This is a genomic window from Gemmatimonadota bacterium (genome assembly GCA_016712265.1).
In the GTDB taxonomy this organism is placed as follows: Bacteria; Gemmatimonadota; Gemmatimonadetes; order Gemmatimonadales; family Gemmatimonadaceae; genus RBC101.
The window spans coordinates 1,105,275-1,126,190 of record JADJRJ010000031.1 but is presented as its reverse complement, the minus strand read 5'-3'; the positions used below and the strand labels follow the sequence as shown (position 1 = coordinate 1,126,190).

General features: G+C 67.5%; 14 protein-coding genes. 7 read left to right on the top strand and 7 right to left on the bottom strand.

Annotated features, from left to right (window positions below; translation table 11 throughout):
• Nucleotides 1-20 precede the first annotated feature (20 nt).
• Nucleotides 21-3,356 (bottom strand): Ig-like domain-containing protein, encoded by a 3,336-nt coding sequence (locus IPK85_25720; GenBank protein MBK8250763.1) that lies wholly within the window; start codon nt 3,354-3,356, stop codon nt 21-23.
• 719 nt (nt 3,357-4,075) lie between these two features.
• On the opposite strand from IPK85_25720, the gene IPK85_25715 reads away from it, so the two are divergent.
• The gene (locus tag IPK85_25715; protein ID MBK8250762.1) at nt 4,076-6,160 is read left to right on the top strand and encodes an ATP-dependent helicase; all 2,085 of its coding nucleotides are present in this window, start codon (nt 4,076-4,078) and stop codon (nt 6,158-6,160) included.
• Nucleotides 6,161-6,242: 82 nt separating this feature from the next.
• Here the strand turns inward: IPK85_25715 and IPK85_25710 are convergent, their stop codons facing one another.
• Together IPK85_25710 and IPK85_25705 are read right to left on the bottom strand one after the other, a co-directional pair.
• Complete coding sequence (locus IPK85_25710; protein MBK8250761.1) at nt 6,243-6,785, bottom strand: aminopeptidase; 543 nt, start codon at nt 6,783-6,785, stop codon at nt 6,243-6,245.
• Complete coding sequence (locus IPK85_25705) at nt 6,718-7,320, bottom strand: aminopeptidase (GenBank protein ID MBK8250760.1); 603 nt, start codon at nt 7,318-7,320, stop codon at nt 6,718-6,720. Before IPK85_25705 ends, IPK85_25710 begins: the two co-directional genes overlap by 68 nt.
• Before the next feature lie 265 nt (nt 7,321-7,585).
• Between IPK85_25705 and dnaE the strand changes: the two genes are divergently transcribed.
• From dnaE to IPK85_25685, 4 genes are all read left to right on the top strand, one after another.
• Nucleotides 7,586-10,828, top strand: a complete 3,243-nt coding sequence (gene dnaE / locus IPK85_25700; protein MBK8250759.1) for a DNA polymerase III subunit alpha — start codon at nt 7,586-7,588, stop codon at nt 10,826-10,828.
• 6 nt (nt 10,829-10,834) lie between these two features.
• The gene (locus IPK85_25695) at nt 10,835-11,803 is read left to right on the top strand and encodes an acetyl-CoA carboxylase carboxyltransferase subunit alpha (GenBank protein ID MBK8250758.1); all 969 of its coding nucleotides are present in this window, start codon (nt 10,835-10,837) and stop codon (nt 11,801-11,803) included.
• Between the two features lie 168 nt (nt 11,804-11,971).
• Nucleotides 11,972-12,856: a stage 0 sporulation protein gene (locus tag IPK85_25690; protein MBK8250757.1), complete on the top strand. Its 885-nt coding sequence runs from the start codon at nt 11,972-11,974 to the stop codon at nt 12,854-12,856.
• 360 nt (nt 12,857-13,216) lie between these two features.
• Complete coding sequence (locus tag IPK85_25685; GenBank protein MBK8250756.1) at nt 13,217-14,749, top strand: methionine--tRNA ligase; 1,533 nt, start codon at nt 13,217-13,219, stop codon at nt 14,747-14,749.
• 31 nt (nt 14,750-14,780) lie between these two features.
• Here the strand turns inward: IPK85_25685 and IPK85_25680 are convergent, their stop codons facing one another.
• From IPK85_25680 to IPK85_25665, 4 genes are all read right to left on the bottom strand, one after another.
• A complete protein-coding gene (locus IPK85_25680) occupies nt 14,781-15,173 on the bottom strand; it encodes a DUF1801 domain-containing protein (GenBank protein ID MBK8250755.1) in 393 nt (130 codons plus the stop codon).
• 103 nt (nt 15,174-15,276) lie between these two features.
• Nucleotides 15,277-16,032, bottom strand: coding sequence for a response regulator (locus IPK85_25675; GenBank protein ID MBK8250754.1), 756 nt, complete (start codon nt 16,030-16,032; stop codon nt 15,277-15,279).
• On the bottom strand, nt 16,029-17,039 hold the full coding sequence (locus tag IPK85_25670) for a histidine kinase (protein ID MBK8250753.1): 1,011 nt from the start codon (nt 17,037-17,039) through the stop codon (nt 16,029-16,031). The genes IPK85_25675 and IPK85_25670 overlap by 4 nt, the downstream gene beginning before the upstream one ends.
• A gap of 71 nt (nt 17,040-17,110) precedes the next feature.
• Nucleotides 17,111-17,686: a hypothetical protein gene (locus IPK85_25665; GenBank protein ID MBK8250752.1), complete on the bottom strand. Its 576-nt coding sequence runs from the start codon at nt 17,684-17,686 to the stop codon at nt 17,111-17,113.
• 159 nt (nt 17,687-17,845) lie between these two features.
• On the opposite strand from IPK85_25665, the gene IPK85_25660 reads away from it, so the two are divergent.
• Entirely contained in the window at nt 17,846-18,535 is a 690-nt protein-coding gene (locus IPK85_25660; protein MBK8250751.1) for an ABC transporter ATP-binding protein, read from the top strand.
• Nucleotides 18,528-20,903: an ABC transporter permease gene (locus IPK85_25655; protein ID MBK8250750.1), complete on the top strand. Its 2,376-nt coding sequence runs from the start codon at nt 18,528-18,530 to the stop codon at nt 20,901-20,903. Before IPK85_25660 ends, IPK85_25655 begins: the two co-directional genes overlap by 8 nt.
• Nucleotides 20,904-20,916: the final 13 nt, after the last annotated feature.

The following is a 20,916-nucleotide window of genomic DNA, read 5'->3' as shown; positions in this document are numbered from 1 at the left end:
CACTTGTGGAGCGTTACTGCTTACGGCTGGACGTGGGTCTGCGTCGAGAGGCCGTCACCCGACGCCGTGATACCAATGGCGCGGATGCGATCGCCCGTCGCAAGGCTCGGAGCAACACCGGACAGCGTGTAGCGCCAGAAGCGATTGCCACCCTGATCGTTCGGGCTGGCCGTCGCGACCGTCCCGAGGTAGATCCAGCGCCCGGTGCCACCTGCAGGAGCGCGGAAGAACGCGACCTGGGTGAACGGAGCGTTGTTGATGACGGTGGTCTGACGGACTTCCGCCTGAATCGTGCTGCCCGTCGTACCAGTACCGAAGACATACCACTGCGAACCGGCGGCACCCAGCGAGACCACCGCGCCATTAGAAACCTGGCTCGGGAGGATCACCGTGCTGTAGAAGCCGGACGACAGGTTCGGGTACACCACCGAGCTCGAGGTGAACGAGCGGATGTCGTACATCTCGGCCATCGCCGTGGTCGGCTTGTAGGTCGCCGACACGGTGAGCGGAGCGGTCGAGTCCGCGACAAGCACGGTATCAACGCCACGGAAGAAGTTCACCGGGAGCGTGATGCCGCTGTTGCCGTAGGTCTGACCCGGGCCAACCAGGCCCGCGAGCGGCAGACCGGAGAAGCCGGCCTTGAAGTCGGTGATGAACTTGCGATCGAAGTAGATCGTATCCTGCGCCGTACCGTCGGCCATGTTCGGATAACGCAACCCGAACGCGGCATCGAGCACTTCGAGTTCGTCGGCGCCGATCGGCAACCAGACGTTGGCCGAACCAGCGACCAGGCCAGCAGCGGCCGGGTTGAGGCCAGTAGCCAGCGGCGCGTCAACGTCGACGGCGACCGTCTTGCTGATCGTCGCGGTGGCATTGCCAGCGCGGTCAACAACGTACGTCTCGTACGTGTAGTAACCGGCCGAGTCACCAGCAGTGGCCGGCGTGTACAGGTCACCGGTGCCACCACCCGAGAAGTTCACGCCAGAGCCGTAGACACCAGTGGTGTCGCGACGCTGGGTGAGGTCCGTGGCGTCCACGACGCCCACACGGCGAGCGAAGTTACAAACGCTGCTGGAGACAACACCCAGGACGCAGGTGCTGGCACCCGGAGCGCCCGGCTGGCCGATGCGCGTGATGCGGATGTACTGCGCTTCCGTACCGTTGTTCAGGTTGAAGCCCGAACGGGTATCGGTGTAACGCACGCCGAAGTACGCCGAGTCCGCACGAGTGGTGTTCGCGATGTTGCCATCGTTCGTGAGGATCTTGGTGTTGCCGAGCGTGTCCGTCGCCGGGAGGGCGATACGGGGCTCGAGCGCGGTCGTGAGGTACGTCAACGTCGGCATCGTCGTGTCCACGCCGAAGTTCTGGCCCGGCGAGGTCGTGGTGTTGCCGAGGTACGTGATCGTGGCGTTGCCGAGGAGATCCATTTCCGTCACACGGCCGTTGTAGGCATTGACCGTGAAGTCGGCAGCGTTCTCCGGGATGTTGTTCGTGTTCGCGGTGTGCACGGCCCAGGCAGTGCCGGAGACGGCGCGATCCTCGAACTCGTACACGTCCGTGGAGGCAGCGGAGGCACCAACGCCGCCGTCAGCCGCACGAGCGCGGGAGAAGATACCGCTGGTGCTGGTGTCGAAGCGGAAGCTCGCGTTCGCCCAGTAATCGAAGGTCGTACCGGCGACCCACGCGTAGGTGGCCGTGGCCGGACCCGCGACGTCGATGCGGACCGGGATCGCGGCGCCCTGGACGAGCGGACCAGCGTTGGCGAACAGCACCGTGTGGAAGCCAGCGGCGGAGTTACCACCGACGGCGGCCGGACCCGGGTTGCCATCGCCACGGAGCGAAGCCGCAACGCCAGGCTGCACCGTCGTGTTGGTGATGCCCGTGCAAGCGAAGCTGGCCGTGAACGGCGCAGCAGCGTCCGTCACCGCAGCGCCGCAGAGCGACGCGTTACCAGCGACCGAGAAGTCGTCCATGTGGAGCGTGGCCGACGTGATCGTGTTCCCGGAGTACATGACCGGGATCGCGTTGATCGTCGTCGTCGTGCTCGGACCACCGTACCACTGCAGGCCAGTCGCCGGAGCGATCGCCGAGGTGGTCGGGAGGGCCCAACGGGCATGGAACGTGTCGGTGTTGTTCAGGTTGATCGTGATGGTGTTCGAGGCCGTCGGGCCCGAGGCACCACGCACGAACAGCTCAGCCTGGACGCCCGTCGAACCGTTCAGGTAGCGGACGGTCGAGGTCGAGTCGGCGTTGATCGCGTACTCCGCAGTGTTGATCGACAGGGTCACAGGCGCATTCGGCGCACCGTTGACCGTGAAGCCCTGCGAAGCGGCCGCCTGGGAACCAAGCTTCACGCGGACCGAGTCCAGCGTCTGGTTGCCAGCGGAGACGTTCATGGTGACTTCGATCTGGCCGGCGACGTTCGCCAGGTTGACCGGAGTTCCAAGGCCACCCGTGGTGATCGTGCTGATCGAGACCGAGGCGCTCGCGACGTTGATCGTCGTGGCGACCGAGAGGCTGTTGGTGGCAGTCGCCGCCGTGGTCGTGATGACCGCGGTGCCGTTGCCAACCGCCGTGACGAGGCCGGAGGTGCTGACCGTCGCGACCGTCTCGTTGGACGACGCGTAGGTGTAGGTCACCGCCGCATTGCCAGCCGTCGTGGCGCTCGGGACGAGCTGCACGGTGCTGCCGACGCCGAGGTTGGCGTTGGTCGGGGCAACCGAGAGGGCGATCAGGGTGTTCGGGACCGGGACGACCGTCACCGACAACGCGCCCGCCTTGGTGGCGTCAGCCGTCGAGGTCGCGCTGATCACCGCCGTACCCTGCGCCACACCGGCGATGACACCGGCCGACGTGACCGTGGCAACCGCCGCGTTCGAGGAGGCCCAGGTCACGGCGCCCGATGCACCGGCATCGCGATCAACCGTCGCAATCGCCGTCACCGACTGACCAACCTGGAGGCTCACCGTCGCCGGCGAAACGACCACACTGCGAACTGCCGGAGCCGTCACGGTCACCTGCGCCGCGCCCGACTTCGTGTTGTCGACCGTCGAGGTCGCGCGAACCGTCGTGTTACCAGCCGCGACAGCCGTCACGGCACCAGTGGCCGACACGGTCGCCACTGCGTTGTTCGAGGACGCCCAGGTGACGCTGGTACCAGCGCCGCCAGTGGCCTCGACGGAGACGCCCAACGTGGCGCTCTCGCCAACCTTCAGCGACAACGACGCGGGGCTCACCGTTACGCCAACAACGGCGACCGGAGTCGGCGTCGGCGGGGTGATGGAGACGTCGTCACCGCAAGCGGCAAGGGCAGCGAGCCCGCCGAGTGCAATGAGCGACCGAGAGAGTTTCTGCATTTCTTTCCCCCTTCTGCAGAGTGAGGTTGTGCTACGTGAACTTCGGTTGAACAACACGGGAAACATCCGGTACCACTGACCGACAACTGCTGACTTCACTGCGTCTGCTGGCTACCGCTTCCGCGCCGACGGACAAGCGCCGACGGGAGGCGCAGCGCGGCCTCCGTCTGGACTGGAGACCCCACCTCACTCCCATCGGTCACCATCAGTTTTTCTCGGGCGCCAAACAGACTCCAGTCGACCCGAAGCCCGCAAAGCTACCGATTGCCCGAAATGGGGTCAAGGCGAAACACCGAGCCAACTTAGCCCAGTACCTCGCCCTGCCCCTTTCGGGTGGTGCGCCCCCGTCGACTCCCACGGGGTCCTGCCCCTTTCCGTGACCCAAATCACGCCTACGTCCGGGGTGCGCGGTTCCGCAATTCGGTCACGGTGTCGCAAAATGCGGCGCGAATGTATGACCGACCCCCATTCCGCGCCAGAGGCGCTTCTCCGACCCCCTACGACGAGTCAGGACGACCGGGAGCAACGGGGGACGGCAGGCGGCGGACGGCAGACGGCGGGCGGCAGACGGCAGACGGCGGGCGGCGGCACGGGCGGCACGGGCGGCACGGGCGGCACGGGCGGCACGGGCGGCACGGGCGGCACGGGCGGCACGGGCGGCACGGGCGATGCGTTGCGGAGGTACCACCACCCCCGCAACCCTCCCTTATAGTTGTCCCGTGGCCGATTCCGAGCTCCCACGCCGCTACCCCCTCCCGTCGCGCGAGTCCCACCGCGCGCCACGAGACCTGCGCGACGAGCTCAACGCCGAGCAGGCGGCGGCGGCCACCTTCGGCACCGGGCCCCTCCTGATCATTGCCGGGGCCGGCACCGGGAAAACCCGCACCCTCACCTATCGGGTCGCCGACCTCCTCCAGCGCGGCACCCCACCCGAGCGGATCCTCCTCCTCACCTTCACCAGGCGCGCCGCCGAGGAGATGCTCTCGCGCGTTGAACGCCTCGTGGGGAGCGCCGGGCGGCAGGTCCACGGCGGCACCTTCCACGCCACCGGGCACCGCCTCCTGCGACGTTTCGGTCCATCGGCCGGTGTCGCGGCCGACTTCACGATCATGGACCAGGGCGACGCCGAGGACCTCATGCACCTCTCGCGGGCCGAGCATGGGGGCGTGGAGGCGCGCAAGAAGCGCTTCCCCAAGAAGGAGTCCCTCCACCACATCTACTCCCGCCACGTCAACACCGACCTCGACATCCCGACCATCCTCGGCGCCGGCTATCCCGCGTTTGTCGACTACCAGGCCGCCATCGAGCGCATCTTCGCCGACTACACGGAACGCAAGGCGGCCCGCAACCTGGTCGACTACGACGACCTGCTCCTGTTCTGGCTCGCGATGCTGGAGGGATCGGACGCGTTAGGCAGCCGCATTGCCGGGTGCTACGACCACCTCCTGGTCGACGAGTACCAGGACACCAACACCCTCCAGGCGCGCATCCTGAAGGGCATGTGCCGCGGCCACGCCAACATCGCGGTGGTCGGTGACGACGCCCAGAGCGTGTACTCGTTCCGCGGAGCGTCGTTTCGCAACATCCTCGACTTCCCACGCACCTTCGACGGCACGACCATCGTCACGCTCGAGGAGAACTACCGCTCCGTCCAGCCGATCCTCGACGTGAGCAACGTGCTCATCTCGCGTGCCACCGAGCGGTTCACCAAGAACCTCTGGACACGGCGCACCGGGGGCGACCGTCCGTGGCTCGTCGCCGTGCAGGACGAACCACAGCAGACGCGCTTTGTGGTGGAGCGGATCCTCGAGCTGCACGAACAGGGGATGCCACTGCGCGAGATGGCGGTGCTCTTCCGGGCCGGCTACATGTCGGCCGACCTCGAGATCGAGCTGACCAACCGCAATATCCCGTTCGACAAGTGGGGCGGGCTCAAGTTCCTCGAGGCCGCACACGTGAAGGACGTGCTCGCCTTCCTTCGCGTGCTCGAGAACCCGCGCGATGAGGTCAGCTGGTACCGGATCCTCAACCTGCTCCCGGGGATCGGGGAGGTCACGGCGCGCGACCTCATGCGCCAGCTGTCGGAGCGCGGGTGGCTGATCGACGACTTTGCCGACCTCCCCGCTCCCTCCCGTGCCCGGGAAGCCCAACGGTCGTTAGGCACCCTGCTCACCCGCCTGCGCCAGGCCCCCGAAGGGGATGGGCACGTCGGACGCGATATCGCCCGCATTCGCGCCCTCTACGACGACCTGCTCCGCGAGAAGTACGACACCCCCGAGCCACGGCTCAACGACCTGGAGCAACTGCAGGGGATCGCCGCCGGCTTTCCGTCACGCGGCGCCTTTCTCGCGGCTCTCGCCCTGGAGCCCCCGCAATCCACGCAAGACCTCGGCAGAGGCACCGAGGACGACGAGACGGATGCCCTCGTGCTGAGCACCGTCCATAGCGCCAAGGGCAAGGAGTGGGACGCCGTCTTCCTGATCTGGGCGGTTGATGGCTGGTTTCCCCTCTCGCGCTCGATCGGCAACGAAGAGGAGTTGGAGGAAGAGCGCCGCCTGATGTACGTGGCCATGACCCGAGCCCGGAACCACCTCGCGGTGACGTACCCGCTCAACTCGTACAACTCGCGCCGCGGGGCCGACTATTCGATTGACCAGCTCTCGCGATTCCTCGATCGAGAGGTGCGGTCGTTGATGGAGCGAGTGGTCCCGAAGTTTGATGGACTCCAGCAGACAGCCCCCGAGCCCGCGGCCGGTGTTGACCTGCGGGCGCTGATGCGGGGGCGGTTCAAGACTGACGGCTGACCGCAGACCGCAGACCGCAGACCGATGGCGCGCGGGAGCGCGTGGCCGGTGTCAAGCACCAGCCTCACACACACGGCTCCCGCTACCACGAGCCAGCGCCCACCAATCCCCTCACCACCGCAAACGCATCCCCCGCGTCGGCGGCCCGTGACCGAATCACAGCGATCGTCCGCCGGAGATCGCCACCGGCCTTGCGATGGAGCTCATCGAACAGGGCCAGGTCCGACGCGTAGGTCCGTCGCGCGATCAGGGCTGCATTATCGAGTTGGATCGTGCGCAGGCGTGTGGTGTCAACCAGGCGCAGCCGTGGCGCGATCTCGTCGATCAGCCAGGTGCGCATGCGGGCGTACACCGTGTCGCGCGCCGCGATACGCGCGACGGAGTCACGGCCGGGAATGGCCAGCACGGAATCGATGGACCGCGCGGTCGCGGACCAGAAGGCGGCCAGCGCCTTGTCGTCCTCCCAATCGTCCCGGGCGCGCCGCACGGCCGCCGTGTCACCCCGGCTTCTATAGAACGCCATCGCCCCATGTGCGCCGACGAAGCTCGCGAAGCTTTCATTGAACACCACCTGCCCGCGCACAAAGACAGTGTTGTGCAGCAGCTCGTGCACCACGGTGTTCACGACCGCTTCCGGAGGCTGGCGCACCGTCGTCGAGAGCAGGGGGTCGTTGAACCAACCGAGGGTGGAGAAGGCGCTCGCCGGGCGCAGGTAGGTGTCGTACCCCCGATCGCGCATCTCGGCGGCCACGCGCTGCGCCTCTGCAAAGTCGAAGTATCCCTTGTAGGGAAAGCGCCCGACGACCGGAAACCACCAGGTGTGGGCGGCGAGCGTGTCCCGCCGGGACGCGCTCAGGACCAGGACGAGTGTCACGCGCGAGGGCGCTGTACGTCGTGAAGCTCTCCTTCGCGACCAGTCCGATGGAGTCGACGGCGAACTGGCGCGCGTCCAGGACCAGCTGCAAGCGCTGGCGAAGTGGTGCGGACACGGCGGTATCCGCCACCAGGGCGACGATCGATCGGCGATTCCGCAGGATGCGGGCTTCCTCCCATGCCGCGCGCGTCAGGTAGCGACCCATCGGGGACGCCAGGAACGCCAGGGCGACGACGGCGACGAGGAGGAGCGAGGCGCGTACCAGATCGCGCGGACGGGGGGACATGGGGGGACGATAAACGGATGAAGTACGAGAAGCACGAGCAGCCCGGGCGGCACGAGCAGCACGCGCTGTTCCCCGCTCCGGGGCGCGACGTCACGAGGGCGCCGTCTCGCACCATCCCACACCTCCTGGAGATGCCTCCGCCTCGTTCGCAAGACCTTGCCCCGGCGCCCCTATCGGGCGTTCGTAACGAGCGAGCAACGTGCGACCAGCACCTGACTGCCGTCTGCCGTCTGAAACCTGCCGTCTGCCGTCTTCCACTGAGAGCATGTCCTTCGTCCACCTGCATTGCCACTCCGAATACTCGCTCCTCGACGGGGCGAACCGTATCGATGACCTGATCCGGCGCGCGAAGGAATTCGAGATGCCGGCGCTGGCGATCACCGACCACGGCAACCTGCACGCGGCGTGGGAGTTCCAGGAGAAGGCGCGAAAGGCCGGGATCAAGCCCATCATCGGCATGGAGGCCTACGTCGCCCCCGGCGACCGCCGCTTGAAGGCCCGCGGCGCCCTCGGCCAGAAGCCCTACTACCACCTGGTGCTGCTGGCCCGGGACCTCAAGGGCTACCAGAACCTGATCCGGCTATCGTCGTTAGGCTTCACGGAGGGCTTTTATACGCGCCCGCGGATCGATCGCGAGCTGCTGGCGGCCTACAGCGAGGGGCTCATCGTTTCGTCGGCGTGCCTCGCCGGTGAGGTGGCCACGCACCTCGAGAACGGGGACGTGGCGGGTGCCGCGGCGGTGACCGACTGGTATCGCGAGGTCTTCGGGGATCGCTACTACCTCGAGGTGCAGGCGCACGACTCCGGGGGGCAGGCGACCCTCAACGCAGGAATCTTCGACTTGGCGCGCCGCACGGGGGTGCCGGTCATCGCGACCAACGACTCGCACTTCCTCGGTGCCAGCGACCACGACGCACACGACGTGCTGCTGTGCATCGGGCTGGGCAAGGATCGCGAAGACAAGGAGCGGATGCACTACGACAAGGGGCTCTACTTCAAGAGCGCCCCGGAAGTGGCCGCCCGCTTTCCGAACAACCCCGAGGTCCTTACCAACACCCTCGCCATTGCCGACGCGTGCGACATCACGTTCGGCAAGAAGTACCACGTGCCCGCCTTCCCGCTCCCGCGCGGGATCGACACCGAAAACGACCTGCTGGTGCAGCTGGCCACGGCCGGGGCCAAGGCCCGCTACGGCGACCCGCTGCCCGCACATGTTTCCGAGCGTTTGTCCTATGAACTCGGCGTCATCACGCGGACCGGATACGCCGGGTACTTCCTGATCGTCGCCGACTTCATCAGGGCCGCACGCGACCGGGGGATCCCGGTGGGCCCGGGGCGCGGTTCGGCCGCCGGCTCGCTCGTCGCCTACGGGCTCCGCATCACGGATGTCTGCCCGCTCAAGTATGACCTGCTGTTCGAGCGCTTCCTGAACCCGGAACGCGTCTCGATGCCTGACATCGACGTGGACTTCTGCTTCGAACGGCGCGGCGAGGTCATCGAATACGTCCGGGACAAGTACGGAAAGGACGCGGTCGGGCAGATCGTGACGTTCGGGACAATGAAGTCGCGCGCGGCGATCAAGGACGTGGGGCGCGTCCTGGGCTTCACGCCGGCCGAGACGGACGCGCTGGCCAAACTCGTCCCCAACCAGCCGAACTTCTCGCTGACGGTGCGCGAGGCGATCGAGAAAATCGCCGACGTCAAGAAGTTCTACGACAGCGAGCCCCGCTACCGGCAACTCCTGGACTATGCGGTAGCACTGGAAGGTTTGTCTCGGCACACGGGGGTTCACGCCGCGGGTGTCGTCATCGCGCCGGGACCGCTGGACGATTACGTACCGGTCTGCACGCAGGAGACCAAGGGATCGGGGGGGAGCGACGGCGAACGCGTGATCGTGACGCAGTACGACATGAACGCGCTCGAGAAGGCCGGGATGCTCAAGATGGACTTCCTGGGCCTGACCACCCTCACCGTCATCCACGACACCCTCGAAGCAATTCGTGCCGGGGGCAAGACGGTCCCCGACCTGGACACGGTCCCGTTCGACGATCCCGAGACCTATCGAATGCTCCGCATGGGGCGGACGGTCGGCGTCTTTCAATTCGAGTCGCCGCTGGCCACCGACATGCTGCGCGCCATGCGCTGCGACCGGTTTGACGACCTCGTCGCCTCGAACGCCCTGATGCGCCCAGGTCCATTGGACGCTGGCATGCACAAGGTCTACCAGCGGCGCAAGCGCGGGGAGGAACCGGTCGTCTACCAGTTGCCGGAACTCGAGCCGATCCTCGAGCCCACCTACGGCGTCATCACCTACCAGGAACAGGTGATGCGTATCGCGCAGGTCCTCGCCGGGATCTCGCTCGCCGAAGCCGACGTGCTCCGCAAGGCGGTCGGCAAGAAGGACGCGGACCTGATCAAGGTCGAACTCGGCAAGTTCACCGAGAAGGCGGTCGGCAAGGGCCACGACCGTCGGATCATCGAGGACATCGCCGCCCAGATCGAGACCTTCGGCCGGTACGGCTTCAACAAGTCGCACTCGGTGGCCTACTCGGTCATCTCGTACCACACCGCGTGGCTCAAGGCCCATTTTCCGGCCGAGTTCATGGCGGCGCTCCTGTCGTCTTCGATCGGCGACACCGACTCCGTGGTGAAGTTCATCAATGAGGCCCGCGAACTCGGCCTCACCGTGCTCCCCCCCGACGTGAACGAGTCGGGGTACAAGTTCACCGTGGTTGGCGAGAAAGGATCGTTGTTTGGGGAGGTCGCGGCGAGCGGAGCACCGGCGCATGCCCCAACGCTCCCGAACATCGCGCCACTGTCGGAGTCCGAGCGACTGACGCGTGAGAAGGAAATCCTGGGCTTCTATATCTCCGGGCACCCGCTGGAACCCTACCGTGCGGAGTGTGAGTTGTTTGCCTCGCACCTCGTCAGCGCGCTGGGAACCTGGCAGGAGGGGAGTATGACCCTCGGCTGCGTCGTGTCAGCGATCAAGCGGCAGGTCTCCAAGAAGAGCGGGAACGAGTTTGCACGAATCACGGTCGAGGACTTTTCCGGCACGGCGGAATTGCTGGTCTTTCCCGAGGCCTGGGCGGCCCTTCAGGACAAGATTCGCCCGGATGTGCCGCTCCTCATAAAGGGGGCCTACGGTCGACGCGACCAGGGAGCAGACAACCCCACCTTCATTGTGGACTCCGTCCAGCGATTTGAGGAGCTCCGTCTCGCGGGCCAGGTCGCGGTGGAGCTGGTCCTGGCAGGAGCGGGGGCAGCCGCGGCTCCTGGGGCTGCACCTGTCGCCGACCTTACACCGGGAGTCTTCGCGGATATCCGCACCGTGCTCGAGGGGCATCCCGGAACGGCGCCGGTTGAGGTACGTTGGTCGGATGACAATGGGGGGGCAGTGCGGCTGCGGTCGCGGACGATGAAGGTCGCGGCGTCTGGAGCGGCACTGGGCGAGCTGCGCTCGCTGCTGGGGCAGGACCGGGTGCGATTGATCCGCGTGGGAGGGTAACCCGACATGGCGAATACACCGACACTCGAGTTCGAACGCCCGATCTTCGAGCTGGAGAAACAGATCGATGAGCTGCGGCGCACGGCCGGCGATCAGCACCTGAGCGTCGACGAGGAAATCGCGCCGCTCCAGGAGAAGCTGTCTCAATTGCGCGGCGAGGTCTATCGCAACCTCACGCCGCTGCAACGCGTGCAGGTGGCACGCAGCAACAAGCGCCCGTTCACGCTGGACTACCTGCGCCTCTGCTTCACGGACTTTGTCGAGCTGCACGGGGACCGGCTCTTTCGCGAGGACGCGGCGATTGTCGGTGGCTGGGCGCGACTCGACGGGGAGACCGTGATGGTGATCGGTCACCAGCGCGGGCGCGACACCAAGGAGAACCTCCGCCGCAACTTCGGGATGCCGCATCCCGAGGGCTATCGGAAGGCGCTGCGCTTGATGAAGCTGGCCGAGAAGTTCCAGGTGCCGGTCTTCACGTTCATCGATACGCCGGGCGCGTGGGCCGGGCTGGGCGCGGAGGAACGCGGACAGGCCGAGGCGATCGCCCGCAACCTGTTCGAGATGAGCTCCCTTGAGGTCCCGATCGTCGCGACGGTGATCGGCGAAGGCGGATCCGGCGGCGCACTGGCGTTAGGCATCGCGGACCGCGTGCTGATGCTGGAGAATTCCGTCTACTCGGTGATCACGGTCGAGGGGTGCGCGGCGATCCTGTGGAAGGACGGGAAGAGCCCGGAGATGCGCGAGCGCGCGGCCACGGCGCTCAAGATCACGGCCCCGGACCTCCTGGAGCTTGGGATCATCGACGAGGTGGTCCCCGAACCCTCGGGGGGGGCGCACACCAACCACGAAGCGACCGCCGCGGCGTTGCAGGAAGCCCTGATCAAGAACTTCGAGGAGCTGCGCAAGCTGAAGCCGGAGAAGCTGGTGCGTCGGCGACGCGAGAAGTTCCTCAAGATGGGGCAGTTCACGGAATAGGGCGGCCAACTGTTGCCCGGCACCACGCCAGGGAACGGGCGCCCCGGTTAGCTTTCGTCGATTCGCCGCTGGCCCGTCGCGCAGGGCCGCTCGCGCCCTGTCCCCTGGCTCGGCGCGGCGGCGATCTCGAACCAGGCCGCGACCTTACCCTCCATCCGCCACGACGTCGTGATCGTTGAGGTCCTCTTCAAGGGAAGCCGAAAGGAGTTCTTCACCTGGGAGGGTGAGGAGGCCCTGCCGTTGCGCGCCCCCGTGATCGTCGAGGCCGACCGCGGCGAGGACCTGGGCTATGTGCACGCCACCGGGGAGTTGGCCGAAAAGCGGCTGGCCGGAGTGCCCCACGCCCCGGAGGGCGGGGTGACGCTCTCCGTCCGGCGTCGGGCAACATCCAACGAAGTGAAGCGTGTTGAAGAATTGCGCGCGGAGGATGACGTTGCCCGACGCGAATCTGCGGAAAAGGCGCGCGCAGCCGGGTTGGCGATGAAGGTGACGGACGCGGAATGGCGATGGGATCGTCGCAAGCTGACGCTGTACTTCACGGCCGAAAAGCGCGTCGACTTCCGGAACCTCGTCCGCGACCTGGCCGCCGCGTTTCGCACCCGGATCGAGCTCAAGCAGATCGGCGTGCGCGACGAGGCCAAGCGGCTGGGCGGCATCGGCCGGTGTGGTCGCGAGTACTGCTCGGCATCGTGGCTTCCTGACCTGCGCCCGGTGAACCTTGGTGTCGCGCGTGACCAGCGGTTGTCGCTCAATCCCACCCAAATCTCGGGTGCCTGCGGCCGGCTGATGTGCTGCCTGCGGTATGAACACGATTTCTACGTGCAGCAGCGTAAGCGCTTTCCCAAGGAAGGGAAGATCATCGAGACGGGAAAGGGGGAGGAAAAGGTCGTCGCGAACGACATCTTCCGTGAGCGGGTCACCCTGCGCAATGTCGAGGGGGAGACGCGCATTGTGCCGCTGGCGGAGTTGCGCCGCGAGTGGAAGAACGCCCCCGCCAGTGCGCAGGCGGCTGATGAGGACGCCCCCCCCCGGCGACGAGGGCATCAGCGATGAGGTCCTTCGGCTGCAGGACACTGCGGAGATGCCCGCCTGGCTCCCGGAGGCAGCGCCGCCAGCGCCAACGCGGGAAGGCCGCCGGCTTCCCGTGAAGGACGCCGCCGCGCCAGAGGCACGACGCGGCGACCGCGGCGGGCGCGGTCCCCGACGCCCGGAACGCCCGGGCGTTCCAGCGCCTAACGCCACTCGCCCACCGCGCGACGTGCGTGGTGCCGCGGATCCCATCACGCCACCGCCCGACGGGGGGAGCGAGGGATCTACAAACGACGAGCGGCAAAACCGGAGGCGTCGTGGCCGTCGCGGGACGCGGCGACCGGGCCCGCCCGGGTCATCCACCGGAGACGGAGGGAGCAGCACGTGAGCGCACCGCGGTTCTACCTCACCACGGCGATCGACTACGCGAACGGCGACCCGCACCTGGGGCACGCCTTCGAGAAGATCGGCACCGACGTGATCGCGCGGTATCATCGCCTCGCGGGCTACGACGTGCACTTCCTGACCGGGCTCGACGAACACGGGCAGAAGGTTGCGCAGACCGCGGCGGACCGTGGCGTGGCTCCCCAGGCGTTTGTCGATGAACTCGCGGTGCGGTTCCGCGCGATGTGGGCGCGGCTCGAGATCTCGTTTGACCAATTCATCCGTACCACGGACGCCCCGCACAAGGTCGGCGTGCGGGCGCTCATCGAGCGCATCCACGAGCGCAATCCGGACGACTTCTACGAGCAGGCCTACGAGGGGTGGTACTGCGTGGGCTGTGAGCTGTTCAAGCGTGAGGCGGAGATCGTCGATGGGCGGTGCGTGACCCATCCGACCCGCGAGCTGGTGTGGACGCAGGAGAAGAACTTCTTCTTCCGCTTGACGAAGTACGCCGACGTCCTGCGTGAGCGTATCACGACGCACCCACGCTTCCTGCGCCCTGATTCGCGTCGTAATGAGATGCTGGCGCTGTTGGACCAGGGGCTGGAAGACCTGTCGATCACCCGTTCCCGCCTGACCTGGGCGATTCCCTTCCCCGTCGCGTCCTCCAGCGGCGAACAGCAGGGGACGTGGGTGTGGTTTGATGCGCTCCCGAACTACCTCACCGCGACCGGCTTTCCCGACGCCGGATACGAGGCGCGATGGCCGGCGCAGCTGCACGTGGTCGGGAAGGACATCAATCGGCTTCACTCCATCGTTTGGCCGGCGATGCTTCAGGCCGCGGGGCTTCCCCTGCCAGAGCAGGTGTGGGTCCATGGCTTCGTCAACCTTGGTGGCGAGCGCTTCAGCAAGTCGGCGGGAGTCAAGCTGGAGTTGGGCGAGGCGATCGACCGCTTTGGCGTGGATGCGTTCCGCTATTTCCTGATGCGCGAAGTGCCGTTTGATGCGGACGGTAACTTCTCCTGGGAGCGGTTCGAGGAGCGCTACAATGCCGACCTCGCGAACGCGTGGGGGAACCTGGCGTCGCGCACGCTGGCGATGATCGAGAAGTACCATGGAGGTACGGTGCCTTCGGCACCGTCCACGGCGCTCGACACACAGGACCTCGCGGACTACGACGCGTATCACGCCGCGATGGACGGCCGCGAAGGGTACCTGCTCCACGAGGGACTGAAAGCGATCTGGTCCACCGTGGCGCGCGGCAACGAGTATGTGGATCGCCAGGCCCCGTGGAAGCTCGCGAAGGACCCGGCGCTCGCCGACGAGCTGGCCGCGACGATGGCCGCGCTGGCCCGTCACCTCGCGCGCCAGTGTGTGGCGGTTGCGCCGTTCATGCCGACCAAGGCCGCTGAGCTGTGGGCGGCCCTGGGGGCACCGTCGTCGTTAGGCGACCAACGGTTTGCTGACCTTGCCGGGTTGGACTGCGCGGGGTGGCGCGTAGCGAAGGGCGCGGCGATGTTCCCCAAGGGGTGAGCGGCTACGGCCGTTCACACGGAGCCAAACGCTACGGCAACCGCTCCAGCTTCCCCTTGCGCCGCACGATGTTCTTGTAGTCCCACTGGATACGCCGTGCGGCCTTCAACCATCGCCGCACCGCGCTCCGGTTGACCTGGGAAGCCTCCGTAAAGAAGATCGAGGCATCCTTGAACTTCTTCCCCACGACGTTGAGCGCCGGCTCACCGAAGTCGGCCCCGCTCCAGAACATCAGGCGAACGCCCTTCTTCTGGAGGCTGTAGCCCACGATCGGGTTGCCGTCGAGGAACCAGACCGGATGCGCATGCCACACCTTGCCCTCGGCGCCGACCAGGCTGCGGCCGATTTCCCTGGCGAGCAGGTCGCAGATCTCCCGGTCGTTGGCGCCGAGCGCCTCATGGTACTTCCGGATCCCCAGGTCCAATTCGGTCCCCATCGCCTCGTGTGATCGGTCGACGCAAATGCCGTCGCATGTCACCAATGATGGCAGCGAATCCGCCATCACCGCGAGGGCCCAGCACCCTGGATCATCGCGCGAGCCGCCGCACCGCCCGCGCGTGGGTGCGGCTCACGGGGACGCGCGCCCCCGTCGTGAGCTCCGCCACCAGCCCACCGCCCTCCGGACGGAATGCCGCGACACACGCGAGGTGCACCAGGTGCGACCGGTGCACACGGACGAAGCACGACGGATCCAACCGCTCCTCCAGGCGCTGGAGCGACACGTGGATCACGTACTTCGAGGTCGCCGTGTGTGCGATGACGTAGTCGCCCCACGCCTCCAGATGCACTAACGCATCGACCGCGACCGGCAGGACCGCGTTCCCCGATCGGACGAAGAGCCGCGTGATCGGACCGGTACCCAGCGCGGCCGCGAGCCGCTCCACGGGTGACTCCCGGGGCTCACCCACGGCGGCGCGCACTCGCTCCATGGCCGACTGCAGCCGTTCAGGTCCAAAGGGCTTGAGCAGGTAGTCGAGGCTCCCCAACTCGAACGCGGTCACGGCGTATTCGGCATAGGCGGTCGTGAAGACCACCATCGGATGGTGCGTGAGTCGCTGCATCACGTCGAGCCCGGTGCCCCCGGGCATCTCGATATCGAGAAAGAGCAGGTCTGGCTTGAGGCGATCGACCATTTCCACGGCGGCCGTCCCCGACCCCGCCTCCCCGATCCACCGCACCCAGCTGAACGCTTCCAGAGCGCGACGCAGTCCCTCGCGCGCGACCGGCTCGTCGTCCGCCACGACCACCGTGATGGGGGCCAGCGTCGCCCGCGAGCCACTCATGGGTGCACGGGCAGGCGGAGGGTGGCCTGGACGCCACGGTCCAGCGGAAGCACCTCCAGCGTGGCGGCTGCGCCGTGGAGCACATCGAGCCGCTGGCGCAGCCGCCGGAGCCCCGTCCCGGTCGACGACGCCAGCTGCGCCGTGGTTGTCCCCGCGCCATCGTCCATCACCGCGAGCACCAGCTCTCTCCCGTCGCGCGAGGCGCGAATGGTGAGCGTGGTGGGCTCCACCCGAGGCCCGGCCCCGTGACGCACCGCATTCTCGACGAGGGTCTGCAGCGCAAACGCCGGGACTTCGCAGCCTTGCACCTCGTGCGACACGTCCGCCTCCACGCGCAGCCGATCGCCAAACCGGATCCGCTCGATATCGAGGTACCGACGCACAAAGGCCCATTCATCGGCGAGAGTCACCAGGTCCCGGTGCGCGCCTAACGACGTTCGCAACAACCCCGCCACATCCTCGGCGGCACGCGCGGCGCGCTCCGGTGCCATCGGCGCCAACTGGGCGACGGTGTGCAGCGCGTTGAACAGGAAGTGCGGATTGAGTTGACCGCGTAGCGCCGCGAGCTGGGCCTCGGCCGCCGCCGCTTCCGCCCGTCCGGCTCGCGACGTGGCTGCCGATGCGTAGCCGATCCCCGCCTGCATGACGTACAACCACACCCCCATGATCAGGAACGGACCGAGCGCATACCCAATCACCAACACCGGCTGCCAACGGAGCAGGCTCTCGATCAGACTGTTCGTCACAAACCAGCAAAACGCATATCCCGCGGCCGCGGCCAGGTGCGACACGACGAATCGCAATTGCATCGGCTGCGGCCAGGGCAAACGACGAACGACCATCGAGACCAGTGGGCTGATCGGCACACCCGCCAGGACCATGCGGCCACCTATCACCGCGGCCTCGGGCCAGGGGATCCCATGCGCCGTCACGACCAGCAGGGCGAACAGCCCCCAGACCGGGAGCCACCCGATGATGATCTGTAGCCAGAGCCAGGTGCGCGACATGACGAAAGGTCGAGAGGCGGAGCCTGCAGCGGAAGCCGACAGAGACGCCGCGGCGCCAGCGGGTCGCTCTTCTATCTCGGGGCGGTCGCCGAGATACGCTTGGCCTCGATGACGAGCGCTGCCTCGTCCCAGCTCTTCCCGTCGTCGCTCGAACGATCCTGCACGAACTTGAATGACGTCGGGGTGATGTCCGTGAAGCGCGAACGCGTGAGCGACCCGGGCTCGCTCCCCTTGCCCGTCAGCTCCATTCGCCCCTGCGCCATCATAGCCGTGCCCGTTGTGATCCGGCCACGTTGTCCGTCAACGGCCGTCGTCACCCATCGACGGTCCGTGGCGTTCCACACCCGAACCGCGAGGGAGAGCGCGGTTGGATTCCCCGAGCCGTCCACGATCCGCAGCTCATCCTCGATGCCATTACCGTCGAGCACCTTCCACGCTTTCCAGCTGCCGAGTAGCCGCGGCGCTCCATGGATGCGTGCCGCGAGGCCGGAGACCTTCGGGCGAACGGTCAGCTCCCAGTGCCCCACGAGGAAGTCGAACTGCGAGACCTCCCGCGACACGGTCGACGCCGGCGGTGCGGCCGGGCGCGCCGGGTGCTGGGCGTTGGCGAGGGAGGCGGCGAGGACGAGCCCTGAGAGAATACGCATGGCGGGGGGAGAGGACGACTGCACGCTACCGCCTCGACACGCGTGGTGGTGCTCGCGTTCGCCCAGCGGGCGTTTGGGACGGGTGAATAACCGCCCAACCAGTGGCCGCCGCACGGGGGGCCACCGATCATGCCGCGCACCTCCTCGTCCATTTAGCCCGTGACCCTCGCCGCCTCTCTCCGACACGTCTCGAAGGACTACCCCGTGGGTTCGGGACGCTTTCCGGCATTGACCGACCTGACCGTTGACCTGCAAGCCAGGGATTTCACCGTGATCATCGGCGAGTCCGGCAGCGGCAAGTCGACCCTCCTGGGTCTGCTCGCCGGGATCGACCGACCGTCGTCTGGCTCCGTAGAGGTGGCTGGCGTTGACCTGGGCACCCAGAGCGAACGCGAGTTGTCCCGGTGGCGAGGACGTGCGCTGGGGCTGGTCTTCCAGTTCTTCCAGCTGATCCCAACGTTGACCGCGTGCGAGAACGTCCAGCTCCCCATGGACTTCTGCGACACCTGGCCCCGCAAGGAACGCCGCGCGCGAGCCCTCGCGCTCCTCGACCAACTCGGTGTTGCCGACCAGGCCGACAAGCTGCCCTCGCGCCTCTCCGGTGGCCAGCAGCAGCGCGTGGCCGTGGCCCGCGCCCTGGCCAATGACCCGGCGCTCCTCCTCGCCGACGAACCGACGGGCAACCTCGACTCGCGCACGGCCCGCTCCCTGCTCGACCTCCTGGCTTCGTTAGGTGCCGCCGGCCGCACCATCGTGATGGTCACCCATGACCGGCGCGCCATGGACGTGGCTTCGCGCATCATCACGCTCGTCGACGGCCGCATCGCGGAGGATACGCGCCGTGGTTGATACGCGATGGCGCAAGGTCCTGCGCGACGCGACGCTGCACCTGCCGCGCACGCTCCTCGTGGCCGTGGCGATGGCCGTCTCGCTCGCCGGCGCCGGCACGGTGCTCATCTCGTGGGCCCTCGTGCGACGCGCCACGGTGGAGGGATTTTACGCCTCGGAGCCGGCCGCCGCCACGTTGCGCATGGACGCCGTCACCGCCGACGCCATGGCGATCGCCCGCGCGACCCCAGGGGTCCGGGCGGTCCAGGCCCGCAGGACCCTCGGGATCCCGATGGAGGTCCGCGGCACCTGGCAGAGTGTGGTGCTGTTCGCGGTCGAGGACCCGTCGCATGTCTCCATTGGCAAGTTGTCCGCAGCCGGCGGTGCGTGGCCCCCTCCGGACGGCGAGATCGCCATCGAGCGCTCATCGGTGGATTTCGCCGGTGCCGCGGTGGCCGAATCAGTCACGGTGATCGGCGCAGACAGCGCCCAGCGGCGGGTGCGCATCGCGGGCATCGTGCGCGACGTGGGGCTCGCCCCCGGGTGGATGGAGCACGTCGTGTACGCGTGGGCATCGACCCGAACCCTCGCGCAACTCGGCCTCCCGGCCCTGCCTGACGAGCTGCAACTCCTCGTCTCCGATCCGGCGCCAACGCGAGCGCACGTGATCGGCGTGGCCGCCGAGGTGCGGCGACGCGTGGAAGCCGCGAGCCTGACCGTACGTGACGTCGAGGTCCCCGAGCCCGGTGAGCATATCCATGCCGCGCAGATGGACTCGATGCTCATGACACAGGGGGCCTTCGGCCTCCTCGCCCTGCTCGTCGGCGCCTTCCTCATCGTGAACCTGCTCACGGCGATGTTGGTGGGCGAGGTGCGCCAGGTGGGCATCATGAAGACCCTCGGTGCCGATGAACCGCAGCTGCGGGCGATCTACCTCGCGTTTGGCGCGCTCATCGGGGCGCTGGCCACGGCGATGGCGCTCCCCGTGGCGCTGGTCGCCGGGCGGCGGTATGCCACGCTCCGTGGCGACATGCTCAATTTTGACATCTCGGCGTTTGGTGTGCCGTGGTGGTCCGTCACGCTGCTGCTCATCGTTGGCCTCGGCCTACCGCTGACTGCGGCGTGGCTGCCGGTCCGGCACGGCGTCGGCATCCCGGTGGCCGCGGCACTGCGGGACCTCGGGCTCGTGGACGGCGTGCACGCCGCGTCCTTCCCGGTACTCGGGGGATGGTCGCGGGTGCTGGCGCTCTCGCTGCGCAACGCCTTTCGACGTCGCCGCCGCATGCTGCTGACGATGCTGACCCTCGCCACCGGCGGTGCCGTGTTTGTCGCGACCGGCAACCTGCGTCGCGCCGTCATCGGATCGATGGACCTCATCTATGGGAGCCAGCGGTATGCCTTCAGCGTGCGACTGGCACAGCCGCAACCAGCCGAACAGGTGGAGCGCGTCGTGCGCGCCGTCGACGGCGTGCGTGGGGCTGAATCCTGGAGCGGTGCACGGGCGTCGGTGCCAACGCCGGTGGGTGGCGTGGAGGAACTCCCGGTGGTGGGGGTTACCGGCGGCGACCTGCTCGCCCTCACCATGATTCGCGGAGGCTGCGCGCCGTTTGCCCCCGAGGCACCCTGCGCGCGCGTGGCTCACCCGCTCGTGGTGTCGCGCTCCACCCTGCGGGTGCTCCCCGACCTCATGCGCGGCGACTCCCTGTCACTCACCATCAATGGTCGCACGGCGTGGTGGACGGTGACCGGGCTCTTCGAGGGCGGGCCCGCGCCGCAAGCCTACACAACGACAGCGGCCCTCGCCGAGGTGCGGGGCGATACCCTGCGCGGCACCATGGTTGTCGCAACGGAGCTGACGGGGCTCGCGCTCCAGGTCGACCTGATCTCCCGGGTGCGGACGGCGCTCGAGGCGGCGGGGATCCCCGTCGCCTCCACCCAGCGCATCGAGGAATCGCGGCGTGTCACCGAGGACCACTTGCTCATGGTGGTGCAATTTCTCGGCGCCATGGGCTGGGTGATGATCCTCGTCGGGGGGATGGGGCTCGCGTCCACCATGGCCCTCGCGGTCCTCGAACGCACCCGTGAGATCGGCGTGATGCGCGCGATTGGCGCCGGCCACGGAGCCATCTTCGGGCTCGTGCAGGTCGAAGGTTTGGTCATCGCCCTCCTCGGGTGGGTGGTCGCGATCCCGCTCTCCCTGCCCTTCAGCCTGGCGTTAGGCGAGGCATTCAGCCGCATCATGTTCCGCGTCCCCGTGCATCTGGTCCCCTACGCGCCGCATGTCGGGACCTGGCTCGGAGTGGCCGTGGTGGTTTCGGTGGTCAGCTGTGCGTGGCCGGCCTGGCGCGCGATGCGGAGTCCCGTGGCTCGCGCCCTCGCGAGCCCGTAGCCACGGCGCCGGA